18 protein-coding genes are annotated in these 22820 nt (G+C 60.4%); 1 reads left to right on the plus strand and 17 read right to left on the minus strand.

The annotated features are described in order from the left end of the window. The 12 genes from B0G73_RS31465 to B0G73_RS31520 form a co-directional block, all read right to left on the minus strand. A partial coding sequence (locus B0G73_RS31465; protein WP_146144256.1) for a biotin/lipoyl-binding protein occupies window positions 1-296 on the minus strand: 296 nt, incomplete at its 3' end. A gap of 19 nt (window positions 297-315) precedes the next feature. Further along, window positions 316-600, minus strand: a complete 285-nt coding sequence (locus tag B0G73_RS31470) for a YtcA family lipoprotein (RefSeq protein ID WP_106285050.1) — start codon at window positions 598-600, stop codon at window positions 316-318. A 39-nt stretch (window positions 601-639) separates the two neighbouring features. Next, window positions 640-855, minus strand: coding sequence for a hypothetical protein (locus B0G73_RS31475; protein ID WP_106285051.1), 216 nt, complete (start codon window positions 853-855; stop codon window positions 640-642). Between the two features lie 33 nt (window positions 856-888). After that, window positions 889-1689 (minus strand): NAD(P)-binding protein, encoded by an 801-nt coding sequence (locus B0G73_RS31480; RefSeq protein ID WP_106285052.1) that lies wholly within the window; start codon window positions 1687-1689, stop codon window positions 889-891. A 127-nt stretch (window positions 1690-1816) separates the two neighbouring features. After that, window positions 1817-2752 (minus strand): 3-hydroxyacyl-CoA dehydrogenase NAD-binding domain-containing protein, encoded by a 936-nt coding sequence (locus B0G73_RS31485; RefSeq protein ID WP_106285053.1) that lies wholly within the window; start codon window positions 2750-2752, stop codon window positions 1817-1819. A gap of 21 nt (window positions 2753-2773) precedes the next feature. After that, the gene (locus B0G73_RS31490) at window positions 2774-3979 is read right to left on the minus strand and encodes an acyl-CoA dehydrogenase family protein (RefSeq protein ID WP_106285054.1); all 1206 of its coding nucleotides are present in this window, start codon (window positions 3977-3979) and stop codon (window positions 2774-2776) included. Window positions 3980-4008: 29 nt separating this feature from the next. Then, a complete protein-coding gene (locus tag B0G73_RS31495; RefSeq protein ID WP_106285055.1) occupies window positions 4009-4746 on the minus strand; it encodes an acetoacetate decarboxylase in 738 nt (245 codons plus the stop codon). A gap of 82 nt (window positions 4747-4828) precedes the next feature. Continuing rightward, window positions 4829-6058, minus strand: coding sequence for a CaiB/BaiF CoA-transferase family protein (locus B0G73_RS31500; RefSeq protein WP_106285056.1), 1230 nt, complete (start codon window positions 6056-6058; stop codon window positions 4829-4831). Window positions 6059-6149: 91 nt separating this feature from the next. Continuing rightward, window positions 6150-6953 (minus strand): enoyl-CoA hydratase-related protein, encoded by an 804-nt coding sequence (locus B0G73_RS31505; protein WP_106285057.1) that lies wholly within the window; start codon window positions 6951-6953, stop codon window positions 6150-6152. Window positions 6954-7440: 487 nt separating this feature from the next. Continuing rightward, window positions 7441-12981 (minus strand): ATP-binding sensor histidine kinase, encoded by a 5541-nt coding sequence (locus tag B0G73_RS31510; RefSeq protein ID WP_181196681.1) that lies wholly within the window; start codon window positions 12979-12981, stop codon window positions 7441-7443. A gap of 678 nt (window positions 12982-13659) precedes the next feature. Then, on the minus strand, window positions 13660-14334 hold the full coding sequence (locus tag B0G73_RS31515; RefSeq protein WP_106285143.1) for a response regulator transcription factor: 675 nt from the start codon (window positions 14332-14334) through the stop codon (window positions 13660-13662). A gap of 230 nt (window positions 14335-14564) precedes the next feature. Beyond that, window positions 14565-16580 carry an ATP-binding protein gene (locus tag B0G73_RS31520; protein WP_106285059.1) on the minus strand — a complete coding sequence of 672 codons (2016 nt, stop codon included), beginning with the start codon at window positions 16578-16580 and terminating at the stop codon, window positions 14565-14567. A gap of 728 nt (window positions 16581-17308) precedes the next feature. Here B0G73_RS31520 and B0G73_RS31525 point away from each other — a divergent pair. Beyond that, window positions 17309-18292 (plus strand): helix-turn-helix domain-containing protein, encoded by a 984-nt coding sequence (locus B0G73_RS31525; RefSeq protein WP_106285060.1) that lies wholly within the window; start codon window positions 17309-17311, stop codon window positions 18290-18292. A gap of 14 nt (window positions 18293-18306) precedes the next feature. Here the strand turns inward: B0G73_RS31525 and B0G73_RS31530 are convergent, their stop codons facing one another. The 5 genes from B0G73_RS31530 to B0G73_RS31550 are packed head-to-tail and all read right to left on the minus strand — an operon-like array spanning window position 18307 to window position 22807. Next, window positions 18307-19104 carry a c-type cytochrome gene (locus B0G73_RS31530; protein WP_106285061.1) on the minus strand — a complete coding sequence of 266 codons (798 nt, stop codon included), beginning with the start codon at window positions 19102-19104 and terminating at the stop codon, window positions 18307-18309. Continuing rightward, window positions 19101-20684, minus strand: coding sequence for a cbb3-type cytochrome c oxidase subunit I (locus tag B0G73_RS31535; protein ID WP_258194033.1), 1584 nt, complete (start codon window positions 20682-20684; stop codon window positions 19101-19103). Before B0G73_RS31535 ends, B0G73_RS31530 begins: the two co-directional genes overlap by 4 nt. A 28-nt stretch (window positions 20685-20712) precedes the next feature. Further along, the gene (locus B0G73_RS31540; RefSeq protein ID WP_106285062.1) at window positions 20713-21282 is read right to left on the minus strand and encodes a cytochrome C oxidase subunit II; all 570 of its coding nucleotides are present in this window, start codon (window positions 21280-21282) and stop codon (window positions 20713-20715) included. Window positions 21283-21324: 42 nt separating this feature from the next. Then, window positions 21325-21516, minus strand: coding sequence for a hypothetical protein (locus B0G73_RS31545; RefSeq protein ID WP_106285063.1), 192 nt, complete (start codon window positions 21514-21516; stop codon window positions 21325-21327). A 7-nt stretch (window positions 21517-21523) separates the two neighbouring features. After that, window positions 21524-22807 (minus strand): cytochrome c, encoded by a 1284-nt coding sequence (locus tag B0G73_RS31550; RefSeq protein ID WP_106285064.1) that lies wholly within the window; start codon window positions 22805-22807, stop codon window positions 21524-21526. Window positions 22808-22820: the final 13 nt, after the last annotated feature.

Genomic DNA, 22820 nt, shown 5'->3' on the forward strand with positions numbered 1-22820 from the left:
TCGAGCGCGACGAGCGACGCGTTGCCCCGCGCGAGCGCATCCTGATACGGACGCGGGTCGATACGGAACAACAGATCGCCCTGCTTCACCGCCTGATTGTCCCGTACGGCCAGTTCGACGATGCGCCCGTTGACCTCAGGCACGACGTCGATCGTATCTGCGTAGACGTAGGCGTCGTCGGTGCGCGGCGCGCGGTCGAGCAGCCTGATGACAAACAGTAACAACAACAGCGTCGCCACAACCAGGATGACGGCCGGCCATTTTCTCTTCGATGTCCTGCTGTCAGTAGTCGCCACCGCATCCACCTAAGGAGATTCAATGTTGGAACAGCAACAACCACGCAGCGAGCGAAAAAAAAGTGACTAACGCGGGATATACCACTGCTGAAGGTCCCGGCAGACGGTCGGCCTGCAAACGCTTGAGAATCAGATAGAGGGCGACCGTGAGCACAACGCCCGCGGCGATACAGAACAGCCAGTCAGGGAAGTACGCACCGAGCACCCCGATAGACGGCGCCTTGGCACACCCGCCCACCAGGGGAACCGCCGCCACGGCAACGACGACGGAACGCGGCACACGTTTTGTTGTGAAGACCGGCATGTGATCGCTCCAAGGTCGCTCGCGTCATCAGGATTTGTATCACCAACCTGAGCCTTTCGCGATCGCTTCTACCCAATCGCAAAGAATTGTGGAGAGTTGGGCATTGCGGTATGCCTGATGGACGGTGAGCATGTCGGAGATCTTCGTGTGCCCCATCACTTCGGGTGTGCCCAAGGCCGCCAGCGTGATCCCGGCAATGATGTCGTGCGGCAGTTGCGCGAGATTGGCGTGCAGAAGTCGCTGCAGGAAGGGCATGCGATGCAGACGGGAACGCGGAATCCGCTGGTTTCATGGCGCCTCTTCCACCCGCGCTGTGAGCTTGCCGACCAGCGCATTCGCCACGATCTCATCGACGATAACCACGCCGGATGCCCCCGCGCTCTCCAACAGCCCCTTTCTCAAGGGATTTTCGCCAGGGACGACAATCGTAAGCGAGGCGTTCAGCGTATGCGCCAACAGGGTGATCGCCAGATTGTTATTGCTGTCGGGCGTCGTCACGACCAACGCTTTGGCGCTGTCCAGTCGCGCGCCCTTGAGCACGTCGTCGAACGCGCCCGGCGAACCGAGCACGACCATATGGCCGCGATCCGCAGCCCGATTGGCCTGATCCTGATCGCCCACGAGGATGAGCACCGTCTGTCCCGCTTGGCGCAAGCTGTTTGCCACCAATTCCCCGAGCGAATGAAATCCAACCACCACGACATGATTGGCGAGATGTGCGAGCTTGCCTTCCATGACCCTGTTCTCCCGATAAGCCATTACATCGTCGCCCGATAGCATGCCGGTGAGCCTCGACACCGCGAATCCGCCGATCAGCAGCGTCGCGAACATGGCCAGCAGCATGAAGATCTTTTGAGGCTGATTGAACTCGGTAAAGTCACCGAGTGTCGAGACGAGGTTGACCCCATCCCAAAGGGCCGCGAACACTTTGGTGGGAAAAGAGGCATTGGTCTGATCGAGCAAGACCAGTCCGGTGGCGGCGCCGCCCAGCAGCAGAAAGAGCAGGCCGACCGTGTGACGCGCACGGCGGTGCCATTCACGAATGCGGATGCCCCCGAGACGAGGCTCATCGACACGGAATATCCACATCGTTACCCCGGGTACATATTCTGAAGGAAACCAGAGCCAACCCAATGCCAGACAATCACGCTCGTCTTCTGGATCAGTGGCCAATAGTCAAGCGTCCCTGGACACGCCGCACCTGTGGCAGAAAGCGTCATTCCTTTCCTCGCAGACGCAGCAGGCCCATCAGAACCTCGTCGCGATACGTCGCAAGATCCTGCTGTAAGGAGCGTGACTGGATCTCATCATGTACCCCCTTGATAATGGTCGCGCGAACGTCAGGCGTCAGTTCCGGCGTACCTAGCACATGCCACCATGCCGTCAACGGGCCGGTGAACTGTTCAAAGAAATGTTCGATGCCACCCTGACCGCCGCCGAGGTGATACAGAAGACTCGGCCCCATGATCCCCCAGCGCAAGCCCGGACCCCACGAAACGGCGGCATCGGCGTCGGCCACGCTGACAACGCCCTCCGCGATCAGGTGGACCACCTCGCGAAAAAGCGCTGCCTGCAGACGATTCGCAACGTGGCCCGGCACCTCCTTGTGCAGGCGTATCGTCCGCTTGCCCAGACCGCGATAGAACGCGCTGACGCGCTCTATCGTCTCTTCCGACGTCTTTGCGCCGCCGACAATTTCGACAAGCGGAATGAGATGGGGTGGATTGAATGGATGGCCGATCACGCACCGCTCAGGGTGGTTCGGGCAAGCCGATTGAATCTCGCTCACCGTCAAGCCGGACGAACTCGATGCAATGATCACGTCCGGCGCCAACGCCTCGTCGAGACGACGGTAGAGATCCTTCTTGAAGTCGATTCGCTCAGGGCCGTTTTCCTGAACCAGATCGACGCCGGCTATGGCCGCATCCAGGTTGTCAGTGAATTCGAGCTTCGACGGCGCAGCTCCCGGCGCGAGACCCAGATGCTCCAGTGCAGGCCAGGCGGCCGCGACGAAATCGTCGAGCTTTTTCTTTGCGTCGGGGGCGATGTCGGTGGCGACCACCTCCAGGCCTTTCGCAAGGAACAGCGCAGCCCAGCTCGCGCCGATAACACCCGTCCCAATGATCGCGATGCGTTTGATTGGCTTGGCCATGAAAAATGAGCTCCGTTAATTTTAAACAAAGGCACTGAAGCCGGTGACCGCCTTGCCGACGATCAGCGAATTCATCTCGCGCGAGCCTTCGTAGGAGTACAGCGCTTCGGAATCGGCAAAGAAGCGGGCAACGTTGTAGTCAAGCACAATACCGTTGCCGCCCAGAATCTCGCGAGCCGACGCCACCGTTTCGCGCATGCGCACCGTGCAGAAGGCCTTGGCAAGCGATGCATGCTGGTCCTTAAGCTTGCCCTGGTCCTGCAACTGCGCCAGCCGCACGACCAGGCACTGCGACGCGGTGATGTTTCCCAGCATCTTCGCGAGGTGATCCTGGATCATCTGGAAAGACGCAATCGGTCTGCCGAACTGCTCGCGCGTCTGCGCATACTTCAGCGCATGTTCGTACGCACCCATGCTGCATCCGACGGCTTCCCACGCAACGTACTGCCGGGTCAAGCGGAGCACGCGCGCGGTGTCGCGGAACGACAGATCGCCCTGCAGGCGGTTTTCTTCGGGCACGCGGCAGTTATCCATTGTGATGACGCCGTTCTGCACCACACGCAGTGCGACCTTGCGCTCGATCTTCTCGACGGAAAATCCCGGCGTGGTCTTATTCTCGACAATAAAACCCTTCACCTGATTGTCCGCGACGTCGCGCGCCCAGATGATCGAGACGTCGCACCACGGCGCGTTGCCGATCCAGCGCTTCTGGCCGTTGAGGGTCCATGTATCGCCTTCGCGTTTGGCCGTCGTCAGCAGGCCCCCGCCGGCACCGGAACCGACGAGCGGCTCGGTCAACCCAAAGCAGCCGATCTTCTCCATCCGCGCCATCGGTGGCAGCCACTTCTGTTTCTGCTCTTCCGATCCGCCCAGATAGATCGAGCCCATCGCGAGGCCGCTATGCACGCCATAGAACGTCGCGATCGATGCATCGACCCGCGCGATCTCCATTGCAATGAAGCCGTCGAGCAAGGTGCTGCCTCCGGGGCAGTCGTAGCCCTCGAAGCCGATACCGGCGATGTTCAGCTCGCGGATACCGGGAATCAGATCGAACGGAAACCGGTCCTCGGCCCAGTACTGGTTGATGACCGGGGCGACGCTCGTTTCCATGAAATGGCGCACCTTCTTGAGGATGGCCTGCTCCTTCTCGCTCAGAATGTCGTGGATCTGATAGAAGTCGCTGTCGGGTACGGGCAGCGACGGTGGGGAGGTCTTCGTCTCGGGCATGGCGATCTCGCACAGTGAGTCAGATAACGTTACGCAAGGTAGTTGTAGACAACCTCGGCGTTCCCGAGAGACAGATCCGTCAGGATATGGACGGCTGACAGCACCTCGAGAACAGGAAGCTTCGCGACGGGCGCAAAGCAGTGTGGGTGCAGCTCCAGGGACGCGGGCCCCGACCAGGCGCCCTTCACTGTCAGATCGTCGACGTGGTATTTGACGATCTCGCAGACCCGTGCGGTGCCGTTCACATTCGGCAGGATTTTCAGCAAAAAGCCTGGCGCTTCGAGCGACTTCCTGACGCCGGCGAGATCGAGCTCGGCGTATTTGTAGGCCATTGTCGCGGTGGCGACGCGTACGCCGTTATAGTCGAGCGTGCCGACCAGGGCGTCCTTGCGCACCTCGAGCTTCGGTTGCGCCAACACCTTCGGAAAACCCAGCAATTCGCGGCCGGAGGCAATGCCCGCTTCGCTGTCGAGATACATCGCATGCGTGAACCCGCCCGCCACGCCGTTGAACGTCACGGGAATGACCTGGCCGGATTCGGTATACGAGCCGAGTCCGCTCGAGTCGGGCATGTTGATGAACTCGTATTTGACAATCGGCTCGGTCGGCTTCAGCGGCGCCGGCACCACGCGGGCAAGCGCCTCCGGATCGGTGCGATACGTGATGATTACGAATTCGCGGTTGACGAACCGGAACGGCCCCTTAGGATAGGCGGGACTCGTCAACGGCATGGTGTAGGCGGTCGAGCGTACTTCGTCTTCAGTCATGTGCATCTCCGTGTGTGCTGCTGCGCGACGTATGCGAAGCCGGGGCGGCCGTTTGCCTGGTCCGGCGCCTGGATGCGCTACCTCATGATTTGTCTTCGAACCGGGCGACTGCGCCGCCATCATTCAGCCTCGCAATATCGGCATCGTCGAATCCCAGTTCCTTCAGGATGACCGCACCATGCTCGCCGAGCCGGGGCGCGACCGAGGGCTTGACCTTCGGTGCGCCGTGGATCTGAATGGGGCTGCTGACGGTACGGGCGCCTGCTCTGCCGGGAACTTCCAGCGGCACGACGATGCCGTTGGCCGACAGTTGAGGATCGTTGATGATTTCTTGCGCGATCTGCACGACGCCGAAAATCACGCGGCCCGCCGTCAGCACTTCCTTCCAGTGGGAAAGCGGCTGGCTCGCAAACAGCGGATCAAGAATCTCAACAAGCTGGGCAGCATTGGCCGTGCGCTTGTCGTCGGCGAAACGCGGATCTTCGAGTAGCTCGGGCCTGCCGATCGTCGTCACGAAGCCGGGCCAGTCCTTGCGCTGCGCGGCAACAAGCAGAATCCAGCGATTGTCCGACGTCTGGTACGGATTGAGCAGCGCATTGGGTGGAGACTTACGGTTATGTTGCGCGAAGAAATGGCCGCCATTGAGGCCGCCTTCGACCCACGCTGCCGCGGCCCAGATACCGTTTGCGATCAGCGAAGTCGAGACATGGCTGCCCTTGCCCGTCGTCGCGCGCACATAAAGCGCTGTGACGATCGCCGCATAGAGCGTTGTCGCAGTCGCGTGATCGCCGATGCCGGGTATCGGAAGCGTCGGCGGGCTTCCGGCATCGTGCGTCACTTCCATCAGGCCCGAGCGTGCCCAATAGGCGGTCACGTCGAACCCCGGTGTATCGGCCTCCGGCCCCTCGGAACCGTACCCTGTGATATCCGCATAGATCATCTTCTCGTTCAGTGGCGAGAGATCTTCATAAGTGACGCCCAAAGAAGCCTTCACGCGAGGCGGAAAATTGACGACGACAACATCGGCCCAGCGTGCGAGGCGCTGCACCACTTCTTTCGCATGGGGAGACTTCAGATCGATGGCAATGCTGCGCTTGTTGCGGTTCGTCAGTTGCCACGCATAGTTGACATCGCTGGTCGGATTCGGTGGCATGGCCGAGAAGAATCGATAGGCGTCACCCATACCGGGTGGTTCCACCTTGATGACATCGGCGCCGAAATCGGCAAGGATCGTCGTCGCGGCTGGGCCTGCAATATAGCTTGCCAGATCGAGTACCTTCAGACCCGAGAAGACGTGATTGCCGGTAGTCATCTAATCATCTCCATGAGGTGGGACTAACGTCGTCGCGTTCGTTATGCGCCGTATTTCGGGCAGCGACGACGGTCGTATCGACAGTCGCTATTCATCGGCCGGTGAACTTTGGTGGCCGTTTCTCGAGGAATGCTTTCGTGCCTTCCGTCTTGTCCTCAGTGGATGCGCACAGCGCAAACAGGGCTCCTTCGAGGGCGAGCCCCTCGGACAGCGAACCGTCGAGTCCGCGGTTGACGGCAGCAATGGCGTAACGCACCGCGAGGGGTGCATTCACGGCGATCTGCGCGAGAAGCTCCTCTGCACGCGCGAGAAGCTTCGACGGCTCGACGATTTCATTAACTAGGCCAATGCGGAGTGCTTCTTCGGCGGAGATCATCTCGCCGGTGAGAATAAGCTGCAGCGCGATTCCTTTGCCGACAAGGCGTGCAAGGCGCTGTGTTCCGCCAAAGCCCGGAATGAGGCCGAGTTTGATTTCGGGTTGCCCGAATTTCGCGGTTGATGCTGCGAGCCGAATCGTGCACGCCAATGCAGTCTCGCATCCGCCGCCAAGCGCGAGACCGTTGACCGCTGCAATGACAGGCTTGCCGAGGCTTTCGACCAGATTAAGCAAAGCCTGCCCGTCACGAGTGTGCTGCTCGGCCTCGACGGGTGTCGCGCTCGCAAGTTCGCCAATATCCGCTCCCGCAATAAATGCGCGATCACCCGCGCCCGTGACGATGACGCCGCTGACCTGAGAATCATCCCGAGCGGCTTCGAACGCCGTTTTCAATTCGCTGATGGCTCTCTGGTTCAATGCATTGAGAACCTTGGGGCGATTCAGCGTGATGTATGCGACAGCACCTGTCCTTTCATAGACAATCGTTTCAAACGATTTCGGGGTAAGTGACGGCACCATGAATCTCAACACTCCACATGAACGTTACTAATCATCTGCGACCAGCATCCCAAGCCCGTATTTGCGCAAAATCCCTCTTCGCTCTTGCTGGGTTTCAGTCCTGGTTATCTCACGCGCATGCCGTTGAGCCTGCCGCAGACCATTGAGGACTTTTCGGGGATGCGCGGGCGGGTCCGTGAGACTAGGTTAGAAAATCCTGGTACATAAAGCCATGCTACGAACGGCTAGCTTTACTAGCGAATTGGCATTGGCTTCTCATACACTTGTATACGTACCCCACCAGGAATAACGGTCCAACTGCGGCTTCGAACGGTCGAAGTTCGCCGATGCGGCATGGGATCGCGTAGAAGCGGTGCTCACCCTATACTCGTTGAACCCAGGAAATCCTGACGGAATGGTGTCGTTGACCCGGCGCGGCTTGCGATAGTCTCCACCTTTAGCAATCACGGAAAGTTCCGGCGGGACGGCCGCCTGGCCGCATATCCGATTACGGCGGCGACTGCTCACCGGCCGCGCGCAGAGGCGCATTCTCGGTGTGGCCGCCTGGAACGGCGAATTGAAAGATGGCCCCATGAGGCAGGTTCGCGGATGCCCATAATCGTCCGCCAAGTGCTTCCACGATCGATCGGCAGATCGACAGTCCCATCCCCATGCCCCCTGGTTTGGTCGTGTAAAAGGCCTCGAAGAGTTGGTCGAGGTTCGCAAGTGCGAGTCCCGGGCCCGAATCCCGAACTGCCACAACCACGCCGGCGGAGGTCGCCGGCTCGGTGCTAATCACCAATTCCCGCGCTCTCTCACCGGTGCCGCTCATCGCTTCGATAGCGTTGATGATCAGGTTGAGGATCACCTGCTGCAACTGGATCCGGTCTCCCGAAATGAGCGGCAAGCCCTCCGCGAAATGGGTCAGCACGGAGACGCAGTTTTTCGCGGCTTCGCCGCGAGTCAGCTCAATGACCTCGCGAACCGTGTCGTTGATCTCCAACCGGTCCTTGCGCGACGGAGCCTTCTTGATGAGGGCGCGGATGCGGCCGATCACGTCGCTGGCTCGCCTCGCGTCCCTGACAATGCGATCGAGCGCCTGCCGGACCTCCTCCGGATCGGGTGGCCGGGCACGCAACCAAAGCAGGGCGGCCTCCGCATTGGTGACTGCCGCCGCGATCGGCTGTCTGATCTCGTGGGCAATCGACGCGGTGAGCTGACCCATGGTGGCGACGCGATTCGCGTGCGCCAATTCCATCTGCATCTCGCGGTACCGGCGCTCGTTTTCCGCCGCTGCCGTCTCCGCGCGCTTGCGCTCGGTCAAGTCGAGCACAAAGGCGAGGCCGTTTTGCCGCGAACCTTCCATCAACGCTGAGCCCACCAGTACCGGGACGCGCCGGCCATCCTTGCGGATATATTCTTTCTCGTAGGGTTGGCAACTGCCGGTCCGCCTCAGCGTTTCGACGTGCCGTAAGTCTGCTTCGCGATATTGCGGCGGCGTCATGTCCACCCAACTGATGTTGCCGGAAAGCAGATCTTGCCGGGTGTAGCCGACGATCTGCAGAAATGCGTCGTTGGCCTCGGTGGCATTGCCGGAAAGGTCTCCAAAGAAGATTCCAATGATATTGGCATCAAAAAGGCGGCGGATGCGTGACTCCCGCTCTCGCAGTGCGGCGTAAAGCATTGCGTTCTCCAACGAGATCGCAGCCTGGGCGGCAAGCAGTTCCAGGACCGCCAGACGTTCGGGCGTAAAGGCATGCGTGGCGAGGTTGTTCTCCACGTAGAGCAGCCCGATCATGACGGATTGGCGCATGATCGGCAGGCAAAACACTGATTTCGGTTGCCGGCGGGCGAAATAGTCGTCCGTCGAAAACGGATTCGATTGCATCGCATCGGTCAGCAGCACCGGTTCCTGGCAGCGCCGGACGTAGTTGACGATCGATACCGGCAACACCGACTCGGATTCGGCCTGATCCATCCGCCATTGCACGCGAATCGCCTGCTGCTCGACGCTTGCCTCAACCGCGATGACCAGCCTTTCGTCTCGCACGAGCAGCAGGTAGCCTCGCTGGGCGCCGGCATTTTCGAGCATGAGGCGCATCAGCGTGCTGCCCAGGTCCTCCAGCACAATCTGGCCAGAGATGGCCTGCGAGGCTTTGGTGACCGCCAGCAGATCCAGTTGCGCAACGTTGCCCGGCGAAATGGTGGACGCAGAGGTTGCCTGCACGCGCAGTTGCGGCGGAGCCTGTTCGTCGAGTTGCCGAACCTTGCCAGCGGCACTCCAGCGGACATAGCAACGGCGCGCCTGTTCCAGATAGGCGCAGCCCGCAACGGTCAAACCGCGGGCAAGACAGAACCGCCCGGCAAGTTCATGCGCCATACCTTCGTTCTGGACAAATCCGTTCTCGCGCGCCGATTGAATGGCCACTTCGTAGAGGCGCATAGCCTCGGGGGCGCGCCCTTCAATGCGGGCAATTTCGCCCGAGACCAGCGCATGCTTGTCGCGGAACGTGGGTGGATTGGTATCGGCCCATTCGCGGAGTTGGGCCTCATGCTCTGTGAGAAGGTCGCGCCACGCGCGCTGCTTTTCGGCAGACGCGTTTTCATAAAGCGCGGTGACCGTCAGCGCCGCGTAGAGGAAATAGTCGATCGTCTCGATACGGCCAGCCTGCGCCCAAAGCAACGCCCTTGCCTTGCTGCTTGCCACCAGCGCCTCAGCGTAGTCTCCGGATAGGAACCGGGCCTTCAGCTTGAGGATCCAGTACCAGCAGATCATCATAGGCATGCGGTCTTCCGTCAGTTGCGCCTCGAACGCAGCTTCGCTGAACTGCGCGTCGTTGAAGGTGGACAAGCTCGCGGTGCGGCCCTGCATGGTCGCGATGAAGCGTTGCTGGCTTACGATGATGTCGACGACGTCGCCGAACCCGGCCTTCCGGACGAAATCCAGGGCGATTTCCGACTCGCGCCATACGACGTCGAGCGGATCGTTCCGTAGGAGAAGGTCCGTGCTAGCCTGGATCATGCTGTAGCAAGCTGTCGAGAGGTTTCCCATCTCAGTCGCGGTGCGAAATGCCGCCCGATGAAAATCGATCCCCTTTCCGATCGGCTGGGTCCAGAAGGCGACATTTCCCATCGCGTACCAGACGTTTGCCTTGAAGGTCAGATACCCATGCTTCTCGACCAGATCGCATGCGAGCCTGCTGAAGCAATATCCATCCCTGTAGCGGTGAAAGATCGATCCGAGGATCTGTCCGACCCAGCCATAGGCCTGCGCCGACGCGTCGCTTATCCCATGGTTCATACTGATGTTCACCATGCGGAACATGTGCAGGCAAAATAGATTGAGGTCGGTGAAGTAGGCCGCATCGAAGATTGCCGAAAGTACGCGAACTGAAGCCTGTCGTTCCGGATCGGACATCAGCGGCAGTTCGATCAGACTCTCAATCGTGCGTCCCTCCAGATTGCGCCAGAGGGTCTCGTACTCGTCCTGAACCTGTTCCCAGCTGGGATGCGCTGGGATGTCGATGCCGAACAGGCGCAGGCATCTTAGTCCGCAGTCGATCGCCAGTGGATTCTCCGACTTTACGACGTGCAACTGAATCTTGAGGATGAAGGCCGCCGCCAGGTTGACTTTCGACCTTCCATGCTGCAACAGCTGCCCGATCAGCTGCTCGGCCATGTCGAAGTGACCACTCAGAAATTCGCACTCCGCCCGCTCGAGCCATAGGCCGAACATGAGCTCATACCGGTCGCCCCAGTTCTTCTCTTCGAGCAAGGCCATGCCCGCCGACAAGTAAGTGCATGCCGACGTGTAGGCCGCCGACGCTTTGGCCTTTCGCCCTGCTCGCAGGTTAACCGTGGCCACCTGCGCTTTCTCCTCGTCGACCAGCAACGCGGAACCACGATTGAACTGGCTCGCGACTTCAAACAGATGCTCAGCAAGCTGGTCCGTTGTCATGCTCGCCAGCAACAACCGGCCAATGCGCAAATGAACTTCTGCGCGGGATGCTTCAGCGATCAACGAGTAAGCCGCCTGCTGGATCCGGTCGTGCAGGAACTTGCCGTCAAAGCGGCTGCACGATATCAGATGTTCACGCGTCGCAGCCGCAAGGCGCTCTCCAGCCTGGCTCTCCGATTCCTGACTAACGAGCGCGAGATGATGCAAATCGAACCTGTTGCCGAGACAGGCGGCCACTTGCAGGGCTTCCTGGGTCGAGACCGGCAATTGCCTCAGCTTTTCCACCATCAGGTCGACCACGTTATCTGCGAGATCCTTCGCCTTGATCTGGTCAAGGTCTCCGTGCCATCTGTTGTGCTTCGCATCGTGCACGAGTAAGCCTTCCTTGTTGAGCGCGTTCAGGAATTGGCTAAAAAAGAGAGGGTTTCCCTTGGTGCGTTCATGGAGGAGGCGCGTCAGCGGCTCGCACACCACCGGCTCGGCACGAAGTGTATCGGCCATCAATTGGTTCAGATGCACGATCTGCAATGGCGCGAGCCGGATCTCCGTCACAGTTGCGTCAGCATGCCGGATCGCTTCGAGCGTGCGGATCAGCGGATGTCCCGTGCTGACTTCATTGTCGCGGTACGCTCCGATCAGCAGCAGGTTGCGCACCTCAGGCTGAGTCATCAAGTGTTCGATGAACGCCAGACTGGCGGCGTCGATCCACTGCAGGTCGTCCAGGAACAGGACGAGCGGATGCTGCGCTTTCGCAAACACGCAAATGAATTGCCGCAGTACCGTCCGAAACCGGATCTTCGCCTCGGTGGGCGGCAAGTTCGGTACTGGCGCCTGATTGCCGATGAGGACCTTGACGAGAGGCAGCACGTCGACGATAAGCTGCCCGTTCGCACCGACGGCCGCCTTCACCTGCTCTCGCCAGTCGGCGATCCGCGTCTCGCTTTCGGCAAGAAGTTGCTGCACCAGTTCGCGGAACGCCTGCACGATGGTGGCGTAGGGGACGTCGCGTTGGTACTGATCGAACTTGCCGGAAACGAAGTAGCCGCGTCTCCCGACGATCGGCTTGCGCAATGCGTCGACCAGCGACGATTTGCCGATGCCCGAATATCCGGAAACAGTCGCCAGCGCCGACCGGCCGGTCGCAGCCACGTCCTCGAACGTGGTGAGAAGCATGGTTTCTTCCTCGTCGCGCCCATATAGCTTGTGCGGAATCTGGAAGCGTTCCGACAGGTCCTCCGAGCCGAGCGCAAACGCCTCGACGCAAGCCTCTGCCTGCCATTGCGCCAGGCAGTGGTCCAGGTCGAATCGCAGACCATGCATGCTCTGATACCGGTCCTCCGGCAGCTTGGCCAGCAGTTTCATGACAATGTCCGATACTGTCCGCGGAACCGCAGGAGCGATGTCGCACGGTGCAGGCGGGACACGGGCAATATGGCAATGCGACCATTCCAGAGCGTCCTGTGCCTGAAACGGCAACTGGCCGGTAAGCATGCGATAGAGCATTACGCCGAGCGAATAAAAGTCGCTTCGGTAGTCAATCGGGCGGTTCAGACGGCCGGTTTGCTCGGGGGAGACGTAAGCCCAATCCGCCGCGGAAACGACGCCATCCTCCGGCGAGACGCTAAACGCTTCATGAGCCGCCGCGTTGCTCAAGTCCACCAGCAGAATCTGCCCGGTGTCCGGCGAGACCAGGATATTGGCGGGGTGGACGTTACGATGAACGAATTGAGCCGCGTCGATGCCTGCCAGCACGCCGGCTAACTGACGGGCGATCAGAAGGCAGGCCGCGAAGTCGAGACGCATTCGAGCCAGAACGGATTCAAGCGAATCACCCTGGAAGTCCTCCAGTATCAGCACCAGCGATCCACCATCGTCGACCAGAGCGAGCGGCTTCGCAATTCCTGCTGCATCTAACGACTGAAGCAGATGATATTCTCGCCTGAGGCGAGCGAATTGGGCTGCGTCCGCCGTTTCCGAACGAAGCAGTTTAAGCAGCACCGGCATCCCGTCATTCGTGCGGCGGCCACGGTAGAGGTCTGAGCCCGCCGTGCTACAGATGCGCTCGAGGATCTGGAGATTTGCGATGGTCATTTCCTTTGTCCTGCAACGGTCCATGCCTCATGTGTCTACAAATCTATAGCCGCGTGACCAGGAAGAGGAGCAACTGCGTTGCTACCGCTCGGTCGTGGAAACAATCCCGGCTGACTTACATGGTGTTTTGTTCAAACGGGTAAATGGCGGCACGAAACTGTGACGATTGTTTGCTTTCTAATCCTACTCAATCAGACTTGAATAAGTGTCAGCGACCTCACCGCATCCAATACGTATGTATAGATCAGCCAGACCATTGACGAGGAAACTGCACGCGTTCGTAGAATGGCGTCTCGCGTTTTTCCAGGTTAAGTTGGCTTCATGGCGCACGGACGGAATCGGGCGCCGCTGAACCGAACTGCGAACGCGATGACCGCGACGGCACCTATCTGGCATCGGGGGCTCGGGCACTGGAAATGAAATACCTCATACGGTTTTCTGTCGCGCTGGTTGCACTCGCGGCGTGCTGCGTTATCGGTCTTTCGGTACGGAATCACGGGTCTTTTGAGCGCCTTGTCAGCGCACAGTGGGACGCGCGCGACTATGTCGTAGAAACGTGCTATTCCAGCAGTGATCTCAATGGCTTACCTGAACGGCGGAATGCGGAACAGCCCACGCCAGCACGCATATATCATGCAGATGACACACGAAACATTGCAACTGCCGCGCCCCACGCTGTCAAACCGATCCTGCCGAATGCGGCTTAACCCCGAGCACTTCTGCCTTTCTGACGAGATCCGCTACCGAGCGGGCGGCCATTTTTTTCATCGCTTGTCCACGATGAACCTTTACCGTAATTTCGCTGAGATTCATTTCCGCAGCAATCTGCTTATTCAGCAGGCCGGCCACGACGAATTCCATGACCTGCTTTTCTCGCGGCGTCAATGAATCGTGGGAAATGCGGAGGGTAGCAATTGATTGTTCGGCCAGGAGGCGCTCACGGTCACGGGTCAACGCATGAGTGACTGCATCCAGCATGTCCTGGTCGCGAAAAGGTTTGGCAAAAAAATCGAGAGCGCCGGCTTTCATGGCCTTGACCGACATGGCAATGTCACCGTGCCCGGTCATGAAAACGATCGGCATGCGAAGCGCGCTCTTTGCAACCTCCTCCTGAAATGCAAGACCGCTCTCGCCTCGCAGCCTGACATCGAGAACCAGGCAACTCGGTGCGTCATACTTCGGAAACGCCAGAAATTCGCGAGAAGAAGCGAACGTTTCAACGCGCAGCCCAACGGAACGCAGCAGCGCGCCTAGCGCGAGCCTTATCGCTTCGTCGTCGTCGACAATGTAAACTACCGGTGGCACGCCTTCGTCAGTACCTTTGATCGAAGTCGAATCTTGTCCCGAACTCATCAGAATCTCCCTGGCGGCAGAATGCGCGGCGAGGCTCGGCATACCGACACCGGTTCCATACCTCATGCCGCAGCGAACGCTTCTTGCTCAATCTGTTTTCCTTCTGGACACGGCAAAATCGGCTGGCGCACCTCACTCGTGAGCAGGACGAAGATTTCTTGAGGTCGAGTCGTTCTGCTGGTCTGTGCTTGACGTCTGCCGTTGAGCGCACGCAATCGATGAAGATAATTCTAGGCTCCGGAATCAAAAGCTGACAGTGCCGTGCGAATGTGGTCAAGATGCTGTGGCGCACCTATTGCACTGCAACTTTGCGCAACTCCCTGGAATTCGCTTTGTGCCCGTGCGTCATCCGAGCGCTCGATGATCGCAGGCAGGCCGAACTGGAATGTCGCGCCGTGGCCCGGCCTGCTGGCTGCCGACATCCGTCCTCCGTGAGCTTCGACAATCGATTGACAGATCGACAATCCCATACCGAGTCCATTGGGTTTCGTCGTGAAGAAGGCATCGAATAGTCGGTCGGCGTTTTCTGGATCAATTCCCGGTCCTGAGTCCTGAACCGCGACGACCAGATTTCCACCCTGGTCCATGTACGACTCGATGAGCAGATCACGGGGCCGGCCATGAATGCCGTCCATGGACTGGATTCCGTTCATCATAAGATTGATGATCACTTGCTGAAGCTGAACCCGATCGCCCAGCAACGGGGGCAGCTCAGACGCCAGTCGAAGGCAGAGCGATACCTTGTGGCTCAAAACTTCGCGCTGCGTCAGGCCGACAACGTCATGGATCACGTCGTTGAGGTCCAGTCGCGTTTTCTGCAGAAAGTCCTTTTTGGCCAGCGTGCGGATATGGTGAACAATATCGCTCGCGCGCCGGCCTTCGCCAATCATGCGCGTCACGCAGTTCTGCACCTCCGCCAGTTCCGGGCTCGGGTGCCCCAGCCATCGCAGACAAGCTTCGCCGTTTGTGACAATTGCAGCGAGCGGCTGGCTGACCTCGTGAGCGATCGAAGCGCTTAGCTCTCCCAGCGTTGTCACTCGCGTAACACGCGCGAGTTCGGTCTGCGCCTCGTGCAACTTTTGCGCCGCCAGTTTCGCCGCGGTCACGTCCATTATCGCGCCCACAAATCGCCGCTTGCCAGGCTCATCGGTCACGACATGGGCAACGACGTGAAGATGCTTGATCGACTTGTCCGGCATCAGCAGACGATATTCACAATCAAATTCCTGTTCGCCGCTCGTCGCCTTGTCGATCACCTGCCTGAAAAGAGCAACGTCGTCGGAATACACGCGTTGGAGCGTTAGCTCGACCGTGGGCGTGACGTCGAGGTCGTAGCCAAAGATCCTGAAACTTTGCTCGGACCAGAAAATTTCCCCGCTCGCCGGGTCCCAGCCGAAACTGCCGGTGAGACTCAGCTTCTGGGCTTCAGCCAGGTAGGCCGCCTGATTTCGGCGCAGCGCGTCTTCGGCGCGCTTGCGCAGCGTGATGTCATTGTTGGTTTCGAGCGCCGAGATTGGGCGTCCGTTCGCGCTGCGTTGTAATGACCAGCGGCTGAGTACCACGACTTGCGAACCGTCCCGCGTGGTATGAATGAGTTCGCCTTCCCAGCGCCCGGTCGTGAGCAACGTGTTCATGGTGTCGTCAAGAGAAACAGGAAAGCGCGTTTGCAAGAGTTGATGGGAAGTCTTGCCGAGTGCCTCCGCCTTTTTCCATCCATAGAGCTCCTCCGCACCGTGATTCCAGTACGTGATTACGGCGTTCATGTCGCGAACAAAGACGGTGTCGTGAGACAGATCGAGGAGCCTGGCCTGCTCGCGCGCTGCTTTGCCGAGCCAACGTACGCGTCTCACCAGTGTCGTGATGATGAGTGACGTAGTTAGAAAAGCAATCAGCGCTGCAAGATCGCGTAACTCGCCTACCCGAAAGGTGAAGATCGGCTGCGTAAAGAAAAAAGCAAGGCAGCCAACGGCGGTTATCGAAAAAACCGCAGAAGTAACGAAGCTGTCCATTAATGACAGCAGCGCAATGATAATCAGATAGACAAATCCCGCTGTGCCAAGGCGAGCCCCGAGGTGAAAGCAGACCTTGGTGGCAATCGCCATGGCAACGCCACCCGCTAACCAAAGCCAAGCCAGATAACGTAGTCGGGCAATCTGCTCGACCCGGGTCTCTGATCGAAACAGCCGACGAGTTGGAAGGTAACGGAGCCGCTCCGACTGCTCGACCAATTCCGCGAAGAAATTCATGGGGTATCGTGATATCAACCGGGCTAACTGATCTTTGTTGATGGCTTGAGCCGTTGTGCCCGTGAGTTGTGAGTCATCCGCAGACGGAGGGCCGCCACTCCCAGGTATTTGGCACGCCACACGACGCGCGTAGATGCGCGTTGCTGCAGCCCCTTCCGAGAGGCAACGAGACGTCTCCTTCGCCAATAACCTCGACGATCAAGGCAGCGGCGGGTTGTTCCGCTTTTGTCTTCTGGTAGATCGAGGCGAGGCCCGGCTTTCAAGCGGCGCACAACCTTTCTGATTTCGCTTCCCTGCCGGGCTTCGCTCCGGCATTGCGACTGGACAAGCGCTCGCCGCGCCACAACGATCGGTACTATGTGAAGAAAGCCTTCTTCACTTACCCAATTCCCCGGCTATGCTCCTTACGGTCAGCAGTTTAGATGCGGCCTCGCGCTCCGGATTGACTGATCGTGCCATTCATACGAGAAATATGGTCTGTAAGTGCCACGGCCGGCCGTGGCCAGCGTGACAGCCGAAACGCGGTGCGTGCCTTCACTGATGTGCGTCCTGCCTCGGATAAGATCGTCTCCGCGCTAAAACGCCCGGCGAAGGGCATCCATCACGGGCCCAATGACTCACAAAGGTTCGCACCTCAAGTTCGGATCCCTACACTTCCACGAGCCCTGATTGACCTGGCAATCTCAGCGTCCTATCCTTTGTTTCCTGACCATAAGGAGGGCGAGAATATGTCCAGTGTCGAGCCACCTTCGATTGCGCGGTTGTCGACGCAAGATGTGCCACGAGTGCAGCGGCTCGACTATTGGGCCGACGTTCTGGCCTCTGCCCTCGTGCCGATGGCGATCCGTTGCCAGTTGCCACGCCAGTTCGAGGCGAACCTGTTGAGCGCCCCACTCGGCAGGATTACGGTAACCGCTATTTGTGGATCGGCACACGATGCCCTGACCACGCAACGCCAGATTGCGCGGAGTCGAGGCCGTTCGTTTCACCTGGTTATGAGCCGTAACCTCGCGTGGACAATGACGCACCGCGGTCAGGCGCGGATTCTGCCTGGCGAGTTGGTACTTGTTGATTCGCAACTTGAGTTCGAGATGAATTGCCCGGACACCTATGACTTCCTGAATTTGACGCTCCCGCCAGAATGGCTGGCCAGTTGGGGCTCGAACGTGGAAGGACTGACGGGCCGGGTAATTTCAGCAGACTCTGGATGGGGCCGGGTGCTGTCAAGCTATGTAAGCCAACTCTCGCCGGAGTTTGCCCTGCGCGCGCCGCTGGCTGAATCCGTTCTCGCCGATCAGCTCGGTGCATTGCTTGCGCTTACGGCCCACGAGCGTTCGGGCGAATCGCTCAAGGCATCGCCTGCGGAGCGGTCACTGCTTGAACGGATTCACGAGTGCATCATGCAGCGTCGTACTGAGTCGCAGTTGACTGCAAGCGACATTGCTGCAGCGTTGAATGTGTCGCGTCGCACTTTGCACAGGGTTCTGGCAGCCGGCAGCGAGACGTTCGGTCAACAGTTGCTGAAAGCCAGGACGGAAGCGGCCGTGCGTATGCTCCAGTCACGGGCATTTGACCACGTAACGACCGCGGAGATCGGCCGGCGCGCCGGATTCTCGGATGCGTCGCATTTCGTCCGCGTGATTCGCCAGAGGACCGGCCGGACTCCCCGCCAGCTTCGCCAAGGCCGAAAGGTCGCCGAAGGCGCAGGCTAGCGCACGCGGCTTCATCACCGCGTCAGGTTTGCGTAGTACGAAGCGGCAGCGGCGATCTCATCCGGCGTCATATTGCGTGCAATGTTGCGCATCTGCTCCGAGATATCGTTATGCCGTTCACCCGAAGCGAACGCCTGAAGTTGCACCCGCGTATAGGCCGCCGGCAAGCCGTCGAGCCAGGGGCTGCCCGCCTTGTTGTCGATCCCGCCGTGGCACGTCGCGCACGCCGGAATATTGCGCAGCGGCGCACCGTGCATGACGATCCCCGGGGCGCCCGCCGCATTGAGGCCCTGTGCCAGCCTCGGCCGCGGCAGCGAGCCGTAGTAGGCGGCCAGATCGCGCATGTCCGGATCGCTCAGGTTCGCCGCCATCGGCGACATCACCGCGTTCGTGCGCGCGCCGCTCTGGAAGTCCTGCAACTGCTTGTAGATCGCGATCGCGTACTGACCTGCCAGATTCGGAGAATTCGCCCCGCTCATGCCACGCTCGCCGTGGCACATCGTGCAGCGCAGCGCGAGGGTGGCGCCGCGTCCGATCGATAGCTGCGTCGCCCCCGCGAGCAATTGGGGGGTCACTTCCACCTTGCTCACCTGCACTTGCGGCGCCACCGGCGCCTCGTTGCCGAGCCACCGCTGCGGCACCCCCGCCGCGCTGCAGATCGCATTCCAGAGGCCTTGGAACTGCGCATCGCGCTGCACCGACGGCAGCCACACGAAACCCACCGCCACACCGAACACGAACACCGCGGCCGTGACGCCGACGCTCGCCCTGAACCAGCGATTGCTCCACGAGAACAGGCGCTCTTCGCTCATCGCCGGGCTCCAATCGGAATGACCGGGACGGTGTCGCCTCTTGCCATCAACTGGGCGATCGGATAGCCGTAGTTGAGCACCGTCAGCGCAACCATCAGCGTAAGCCACAGCGCGAAGCCGTTGAGCGCCACCGGCACCGTACGCGGCTCGTGCACCGCGGTACTGAAGCGGTATTCCTCGGGCGCGGCGGCTTCGCTGCGATGCCCTTGAATCAGAACGACGAAGAACACGATCGCCGAGAGCACGAGTATGAAGCCGCCGATCGCCGACATCACCACCCAGATCGCCTGCGCCGCAATCTCCGGATCGGTGTAGTCGTAGTACGCCATGCGGCGCGGCATGCCCAGAATGCCGACCCAGTGCCACGGGAGCGTCAGCACGATCATGCCGATGAACCACAGCCACAGCTGCAGGCGCATGAGCCGCCAGTTCGTCATGACGCGGCCCGTGATCTGCGGCCACAAGTCGTAGGCGATCGCGAAGTACATGATGACGATCGCGCCCGCGTAGATCAGGTGGAAGTGTCCCGTGATCCACTGCGTGTTGTGGATCGTCAAGTCGAGCTGGTAGCTCATGTTGATGAGGCCGCCCGCGCCGCCGAAGCCCAGCATCACGAACGAGAGCGCGAGCGCCAGCATCTGCGGGTTGTCCCACGGCAACGCGCGAAGCCAGCCGAACGCGCCCTTGCCGCCTCGCAAGCGCGCGGCGATCTCCACCGACGCGCAGATCGTGAACACCGTCAGAAGCGTGGGCACTGCCACCAGCGCCGTGAACACCGACTGCAGGAACTTGAAGCCCGAGCCCACTTGCGGATCGGCGAACAGGTGGTGAATGCCAATCGGCATCGCCACCACGAGAAACAGGATGAACGCAATGCGTCCCATCGTATCGCTGTAGAGCCGCCCGCCGATCGCGCGCGGCACGATCGTGTAAAACGCGATGTAGGCCGGCATCAGCCAGAAATAGACGATCGCGTGCAGCGTCCACGAGAAGAACACGCGCGCGAGGCCCGCATCGATGGTCGTCTTCCAGCCGAAGGCGACCGGCAGGATCTGGAAGATGATTTCGAGCGCTGCGCCCACGGCGGTCCAACCCCACAGATAAGCACCCGCCACGCTCGCGAACATCGGCAGAGGCACTGGCATGCCGGGGTTGTCGCGCTTCCACGCCGCGAGGTTCACCGACATCAGCGCCACCCATATCCACGAACCCACCACCACCAGCACTACGCCGAGGTAATAGAACACGTTGCCGATCATCGGCGGATAGAACGTGTAGAGCACCGAGGCCAGACCGAGCGCGACCGTGATCGAGGCCATGACCGCGCCCGCCGCCACCAGCATGAACCCGGCCCACGCCCAGCGCGCGCCGATGAGCGCGCGCTTGAGGGAAAGCTCGGTGACCGCATAGCCGAAGCCCATCGCCACGAGCGTCGGGAACACGTAGCCCATCACGGTGCCGTGCTCGGTCACCGAGCGGTAGTAGATTTCGGAGTCCTGCAGCCACGCGTGCAGCGGGCTGCGCACATACATCTGCCAGGCGCCGAGCAATAGCGCCGCGCCGAAGACGCCGAAAGCCAGTCAGAAATGCGCGAGCACGAGTCGCTTGTTATTTAACACAGCTGAGTCTCCGCGAATTGGCGGTCATCTGCATGAACGCGTTTTTGTCGATGACTTTCACGTGCGCCCACATCCCCTGGTGGCCCGTGCCGCAATACTCATGGCATGGCATCAGATGGTCGCCCGGCTGCGCAAAGGTGGTCCTGAACGTGGAGATATAGCCGGGCTCGACCATCGAGTTGATGTTGGTATGGGTAACGAGAAAGCCGTGCACGACGTCCGCGCTCGTTGCGCGAAACGTAATCGGCACGCCGGCGGGCACCAGCAGGCACTGCGGCGTGAAGGAGTATTGTTGCGCGATGATGCGCACCGTCACCGAACCGTCGGGCCCCACCGCGCTGCCGAGGTTGCTCTCGACGAACTCACCCGACACGTTGAGCGTCTCGGGGCGAATGGTCTCGACGCGCGAGGGCGGCATCCACGACCAATGCAGGCCGGTGAAGATCACCATCGCGACGGTGCTCGCGACGAGCAGCACCGCGAGGATCGCCCAACGCCGCTCGACGGTTTCGGCGACTCTAGCGGATACATGCGGATCGGGAACGATAGGGTTCGACATAGCGCCGTCTGGTTCGATGAGGGATTCGCTTGAGTGATTCGCTTATTGGATGACGCCGCGCGGCAGGAACACCAGGAAGTAGAACGCGTACCACATGCCAATCACAATGGCCGTCGCGATGCCGGCCACCGCGATCGCGCCGCGCGGGCCGCTGCCGACGATCTGCTCGACGCGTTCTGCTTCGTCGTGGTAAGCGGCGTTGCCGTCGTCCGAAGGGAGGGGGGATTGGATCATCGCTGCCTCAAAAGATCGGCGCCGAGCGCAACTCGTTGACTTCCTTCACGGTCACGGGTGTGCCGTGATTGCCCCATGCCGTGCGGATGTAGGTCACCACGGCGGCTACTTCTTCGTCCGACAGGGTCTGGGCGAACGGCGGCATGCCGTACGGCATGGGATTCTTGCTGGTGCCCGGCGCATAGCCGCCGTTCAGGACCATGCGGATCGGATTGACCGACGAGGTCATCTGGATCGACTGGTTGTCGGCGAGCGGCGGGAAATTCGGCAACTTCCCTTGCCCCTGCGCGGCGTGGCAGATCGCGCACTGGGCATCGTAGATTTTCTTGCCGAGCGGCGTCAGGCGATTCTGTTCCTCGGTCACCGCGACGCTAGGCGGCCTCTGCTGCGCTTCGCCGGAGCGCGCTGGCAGCGCCTTGAGGTAGACCGCAACCGCGCGCACGTCGTCTTCGGAGAGGTACTGGAAGCTGTCGTAGACGACTTCGGCCATCGGCCCGTACACCGCGCCGCGCCGCGACACACCCGAGTGCAGCAGGTCGACGATGTCGTCGATGCTCCAGTCGCCGAGCCCGGCTTCCTTGTTCGAGGTCAGCGACGGCGCATACCAGTTCTGCATGGGAATCAGGCCGCCTTCGAACTGCTTCGAGGGGGAGTTGCCGCCCAGCGCATTGATCGCCGTGTGGCACATCGTGCAGTGGCCAAGCCCTTCGACAAGGTAGGCGCCGCGGTTCCATTCGACCGACTGCGTCGGGTCCGGCTGATACTCACCCTCGTGCATATACAGCGAGCGCCAGCCGCGCAGCAACTGGCGCTGGTTGAACGGGAAGCTCAGTTCGTGCGGGCGGTTCGGCTGATGGATCGGCGGCACCGATTGCAGATATGCGTAGATCGCATCCGAGTCGGCCCGAGTAATCTTCGTATAGGAGGCAAACGGCATGGCCGGATAGAGCAGCAAGCCGTCGCGCGACTTGCCGGTATGCATCATCCGGTAAAACTCGCGGGCACTCCATTTGCCGATGCCCGTGTCCTTGTCCGACGAGATATTGGGCGAGTAGAGCGTGCCGAACGGCGTCTCCATCGGACGGCCGCCGCCGAACAGCTTACCGGCGGGCATGGTGTGGCAGGCGATGCAATCGCCGGCACGGGCAAGATATTCGCCGCGCGCGATGGTGTCCGCGTGGCTGTCCGCGAGTGTGCCGGCCTGTGCGGAGGAGACGCCCACCAGCGTCGCGGCGCGAAGCAGCAGCGTGGCAAGTGCGGTGACGGCGGTGGGCTTTCGGAAACTGGGCACTTCGCAGCCTCGG

This window comes from Paraburkholderia sp. BL25I1N1, assembly GCF_003002025.1.
Taxonomy (GTDB): Bacteria; Pseudomonadota; Gammaproteobacteria; order Burkholderiales; family Burkholderiaceae; genus Paraburkholderia.

Coding starts and splice junctions, on each gene's coding strand:
- B0G73_RS31510 (WP_181196681.1), bottom strand. CDS start 12,981: ATGACCATCGCAAATCTCCAGATCCTCGAGCGCATCTGTAGCACGGCG.
- B0G73_RS31490 (WP_106285054.1), bottom strand. CDS start 3,979: ATGCCCGAGACGAAGACCTCCCCACCGTCGCTGCCCGTACCCGACAGC.
- B0G73_RS31515 (WP_106285143.1), bottom strand. CDS start 14,334: ATGAGTTCGGGACAAGATTCGACTTCGATCAAAGGTACTGACGAAGGC.
- B0G73_RS31505 (WP_106285057.1), bottom strand. CDS start 6,953: ATGGTGCCGTCACTTACCCCGAAATCGTTTGAAACGATTGTCTATGAA.
- B0G73_RS31540 (WP_106285062.1), bottom strand. CDS start 21,282: ATGTCGAACCCTATCGTTCCCGATCCGCATGTATCCGCTAGAGTCGCC.
- B0G73_RS31480 (WP_106285052.1), bottom strand. CDS start 1,689: ATGTGGATATTCCGTGTCGATGAGCCTCGTCTCGGGGGCATCCGCATT.
- B0G73_RS31475 (WP_106285051.1), bottom strand. CDS start 855: ATGCCCTTCCTGCAGCGACTTCTGCACGCCAATCTCGCGCAACTGCCG.
- B0G73_RS31530 (WP_106285061.1), bottom strand. CDS start 19,104: ATGAGCGAAGAGCGCCTGTTCTCGTGGAGCAATCGCTGGTTCAGGGCG.
- B0G73_RS31500 (WP_106285056.1), bottom strand. CDS start 6,058: ATGACTACCGGCAATCACGTCTTCTCGGGTCTGAAGGTACTCGATCTG.
- B0G73_RS31470 (WP_106285050.1), bottom strand. CDS start 600: ATGCCGGTCTTCACAACAAAACGTGTGCCGCGTTCCGTCGTCGTTGCC.
- B0G73_RS31495 (WP_106285055.1), bottom strand. CDS start 4,746: ATGACTGAAGACGAAGTACGCTCGACCGCCTACACCATGCCGTTGACG.
- B0G73_RS31485 (WP_106285053.1), bottom strand. CDS start 2,752: ATGGCCAAGCCAATCAAACGCATCGCGATCATTGGGACGGGTGTTATC.
- B0G73_RS31525 (WP_106285060.1), top strand. CDS start 17,309: ATGTCCAGTGTCGAGCCACCTTCGATTGCGCGGTTGTCGACGCAAGAT.
- B0G73_RS31520 (WP_106285059.1), bottom strand. CDS start 16,580: ATGAATTTCTTCGCGGAATTGGTCGAGCAGTCGGAGCGGCTCCGTTAC.
- B0G73_RS31545 (WP_106285063.1), bottom strand. CDS start 21,516: ATGATCCAATCCCCCCTCCCTTCGGACGACGGCAACGCCGCTTACCAC.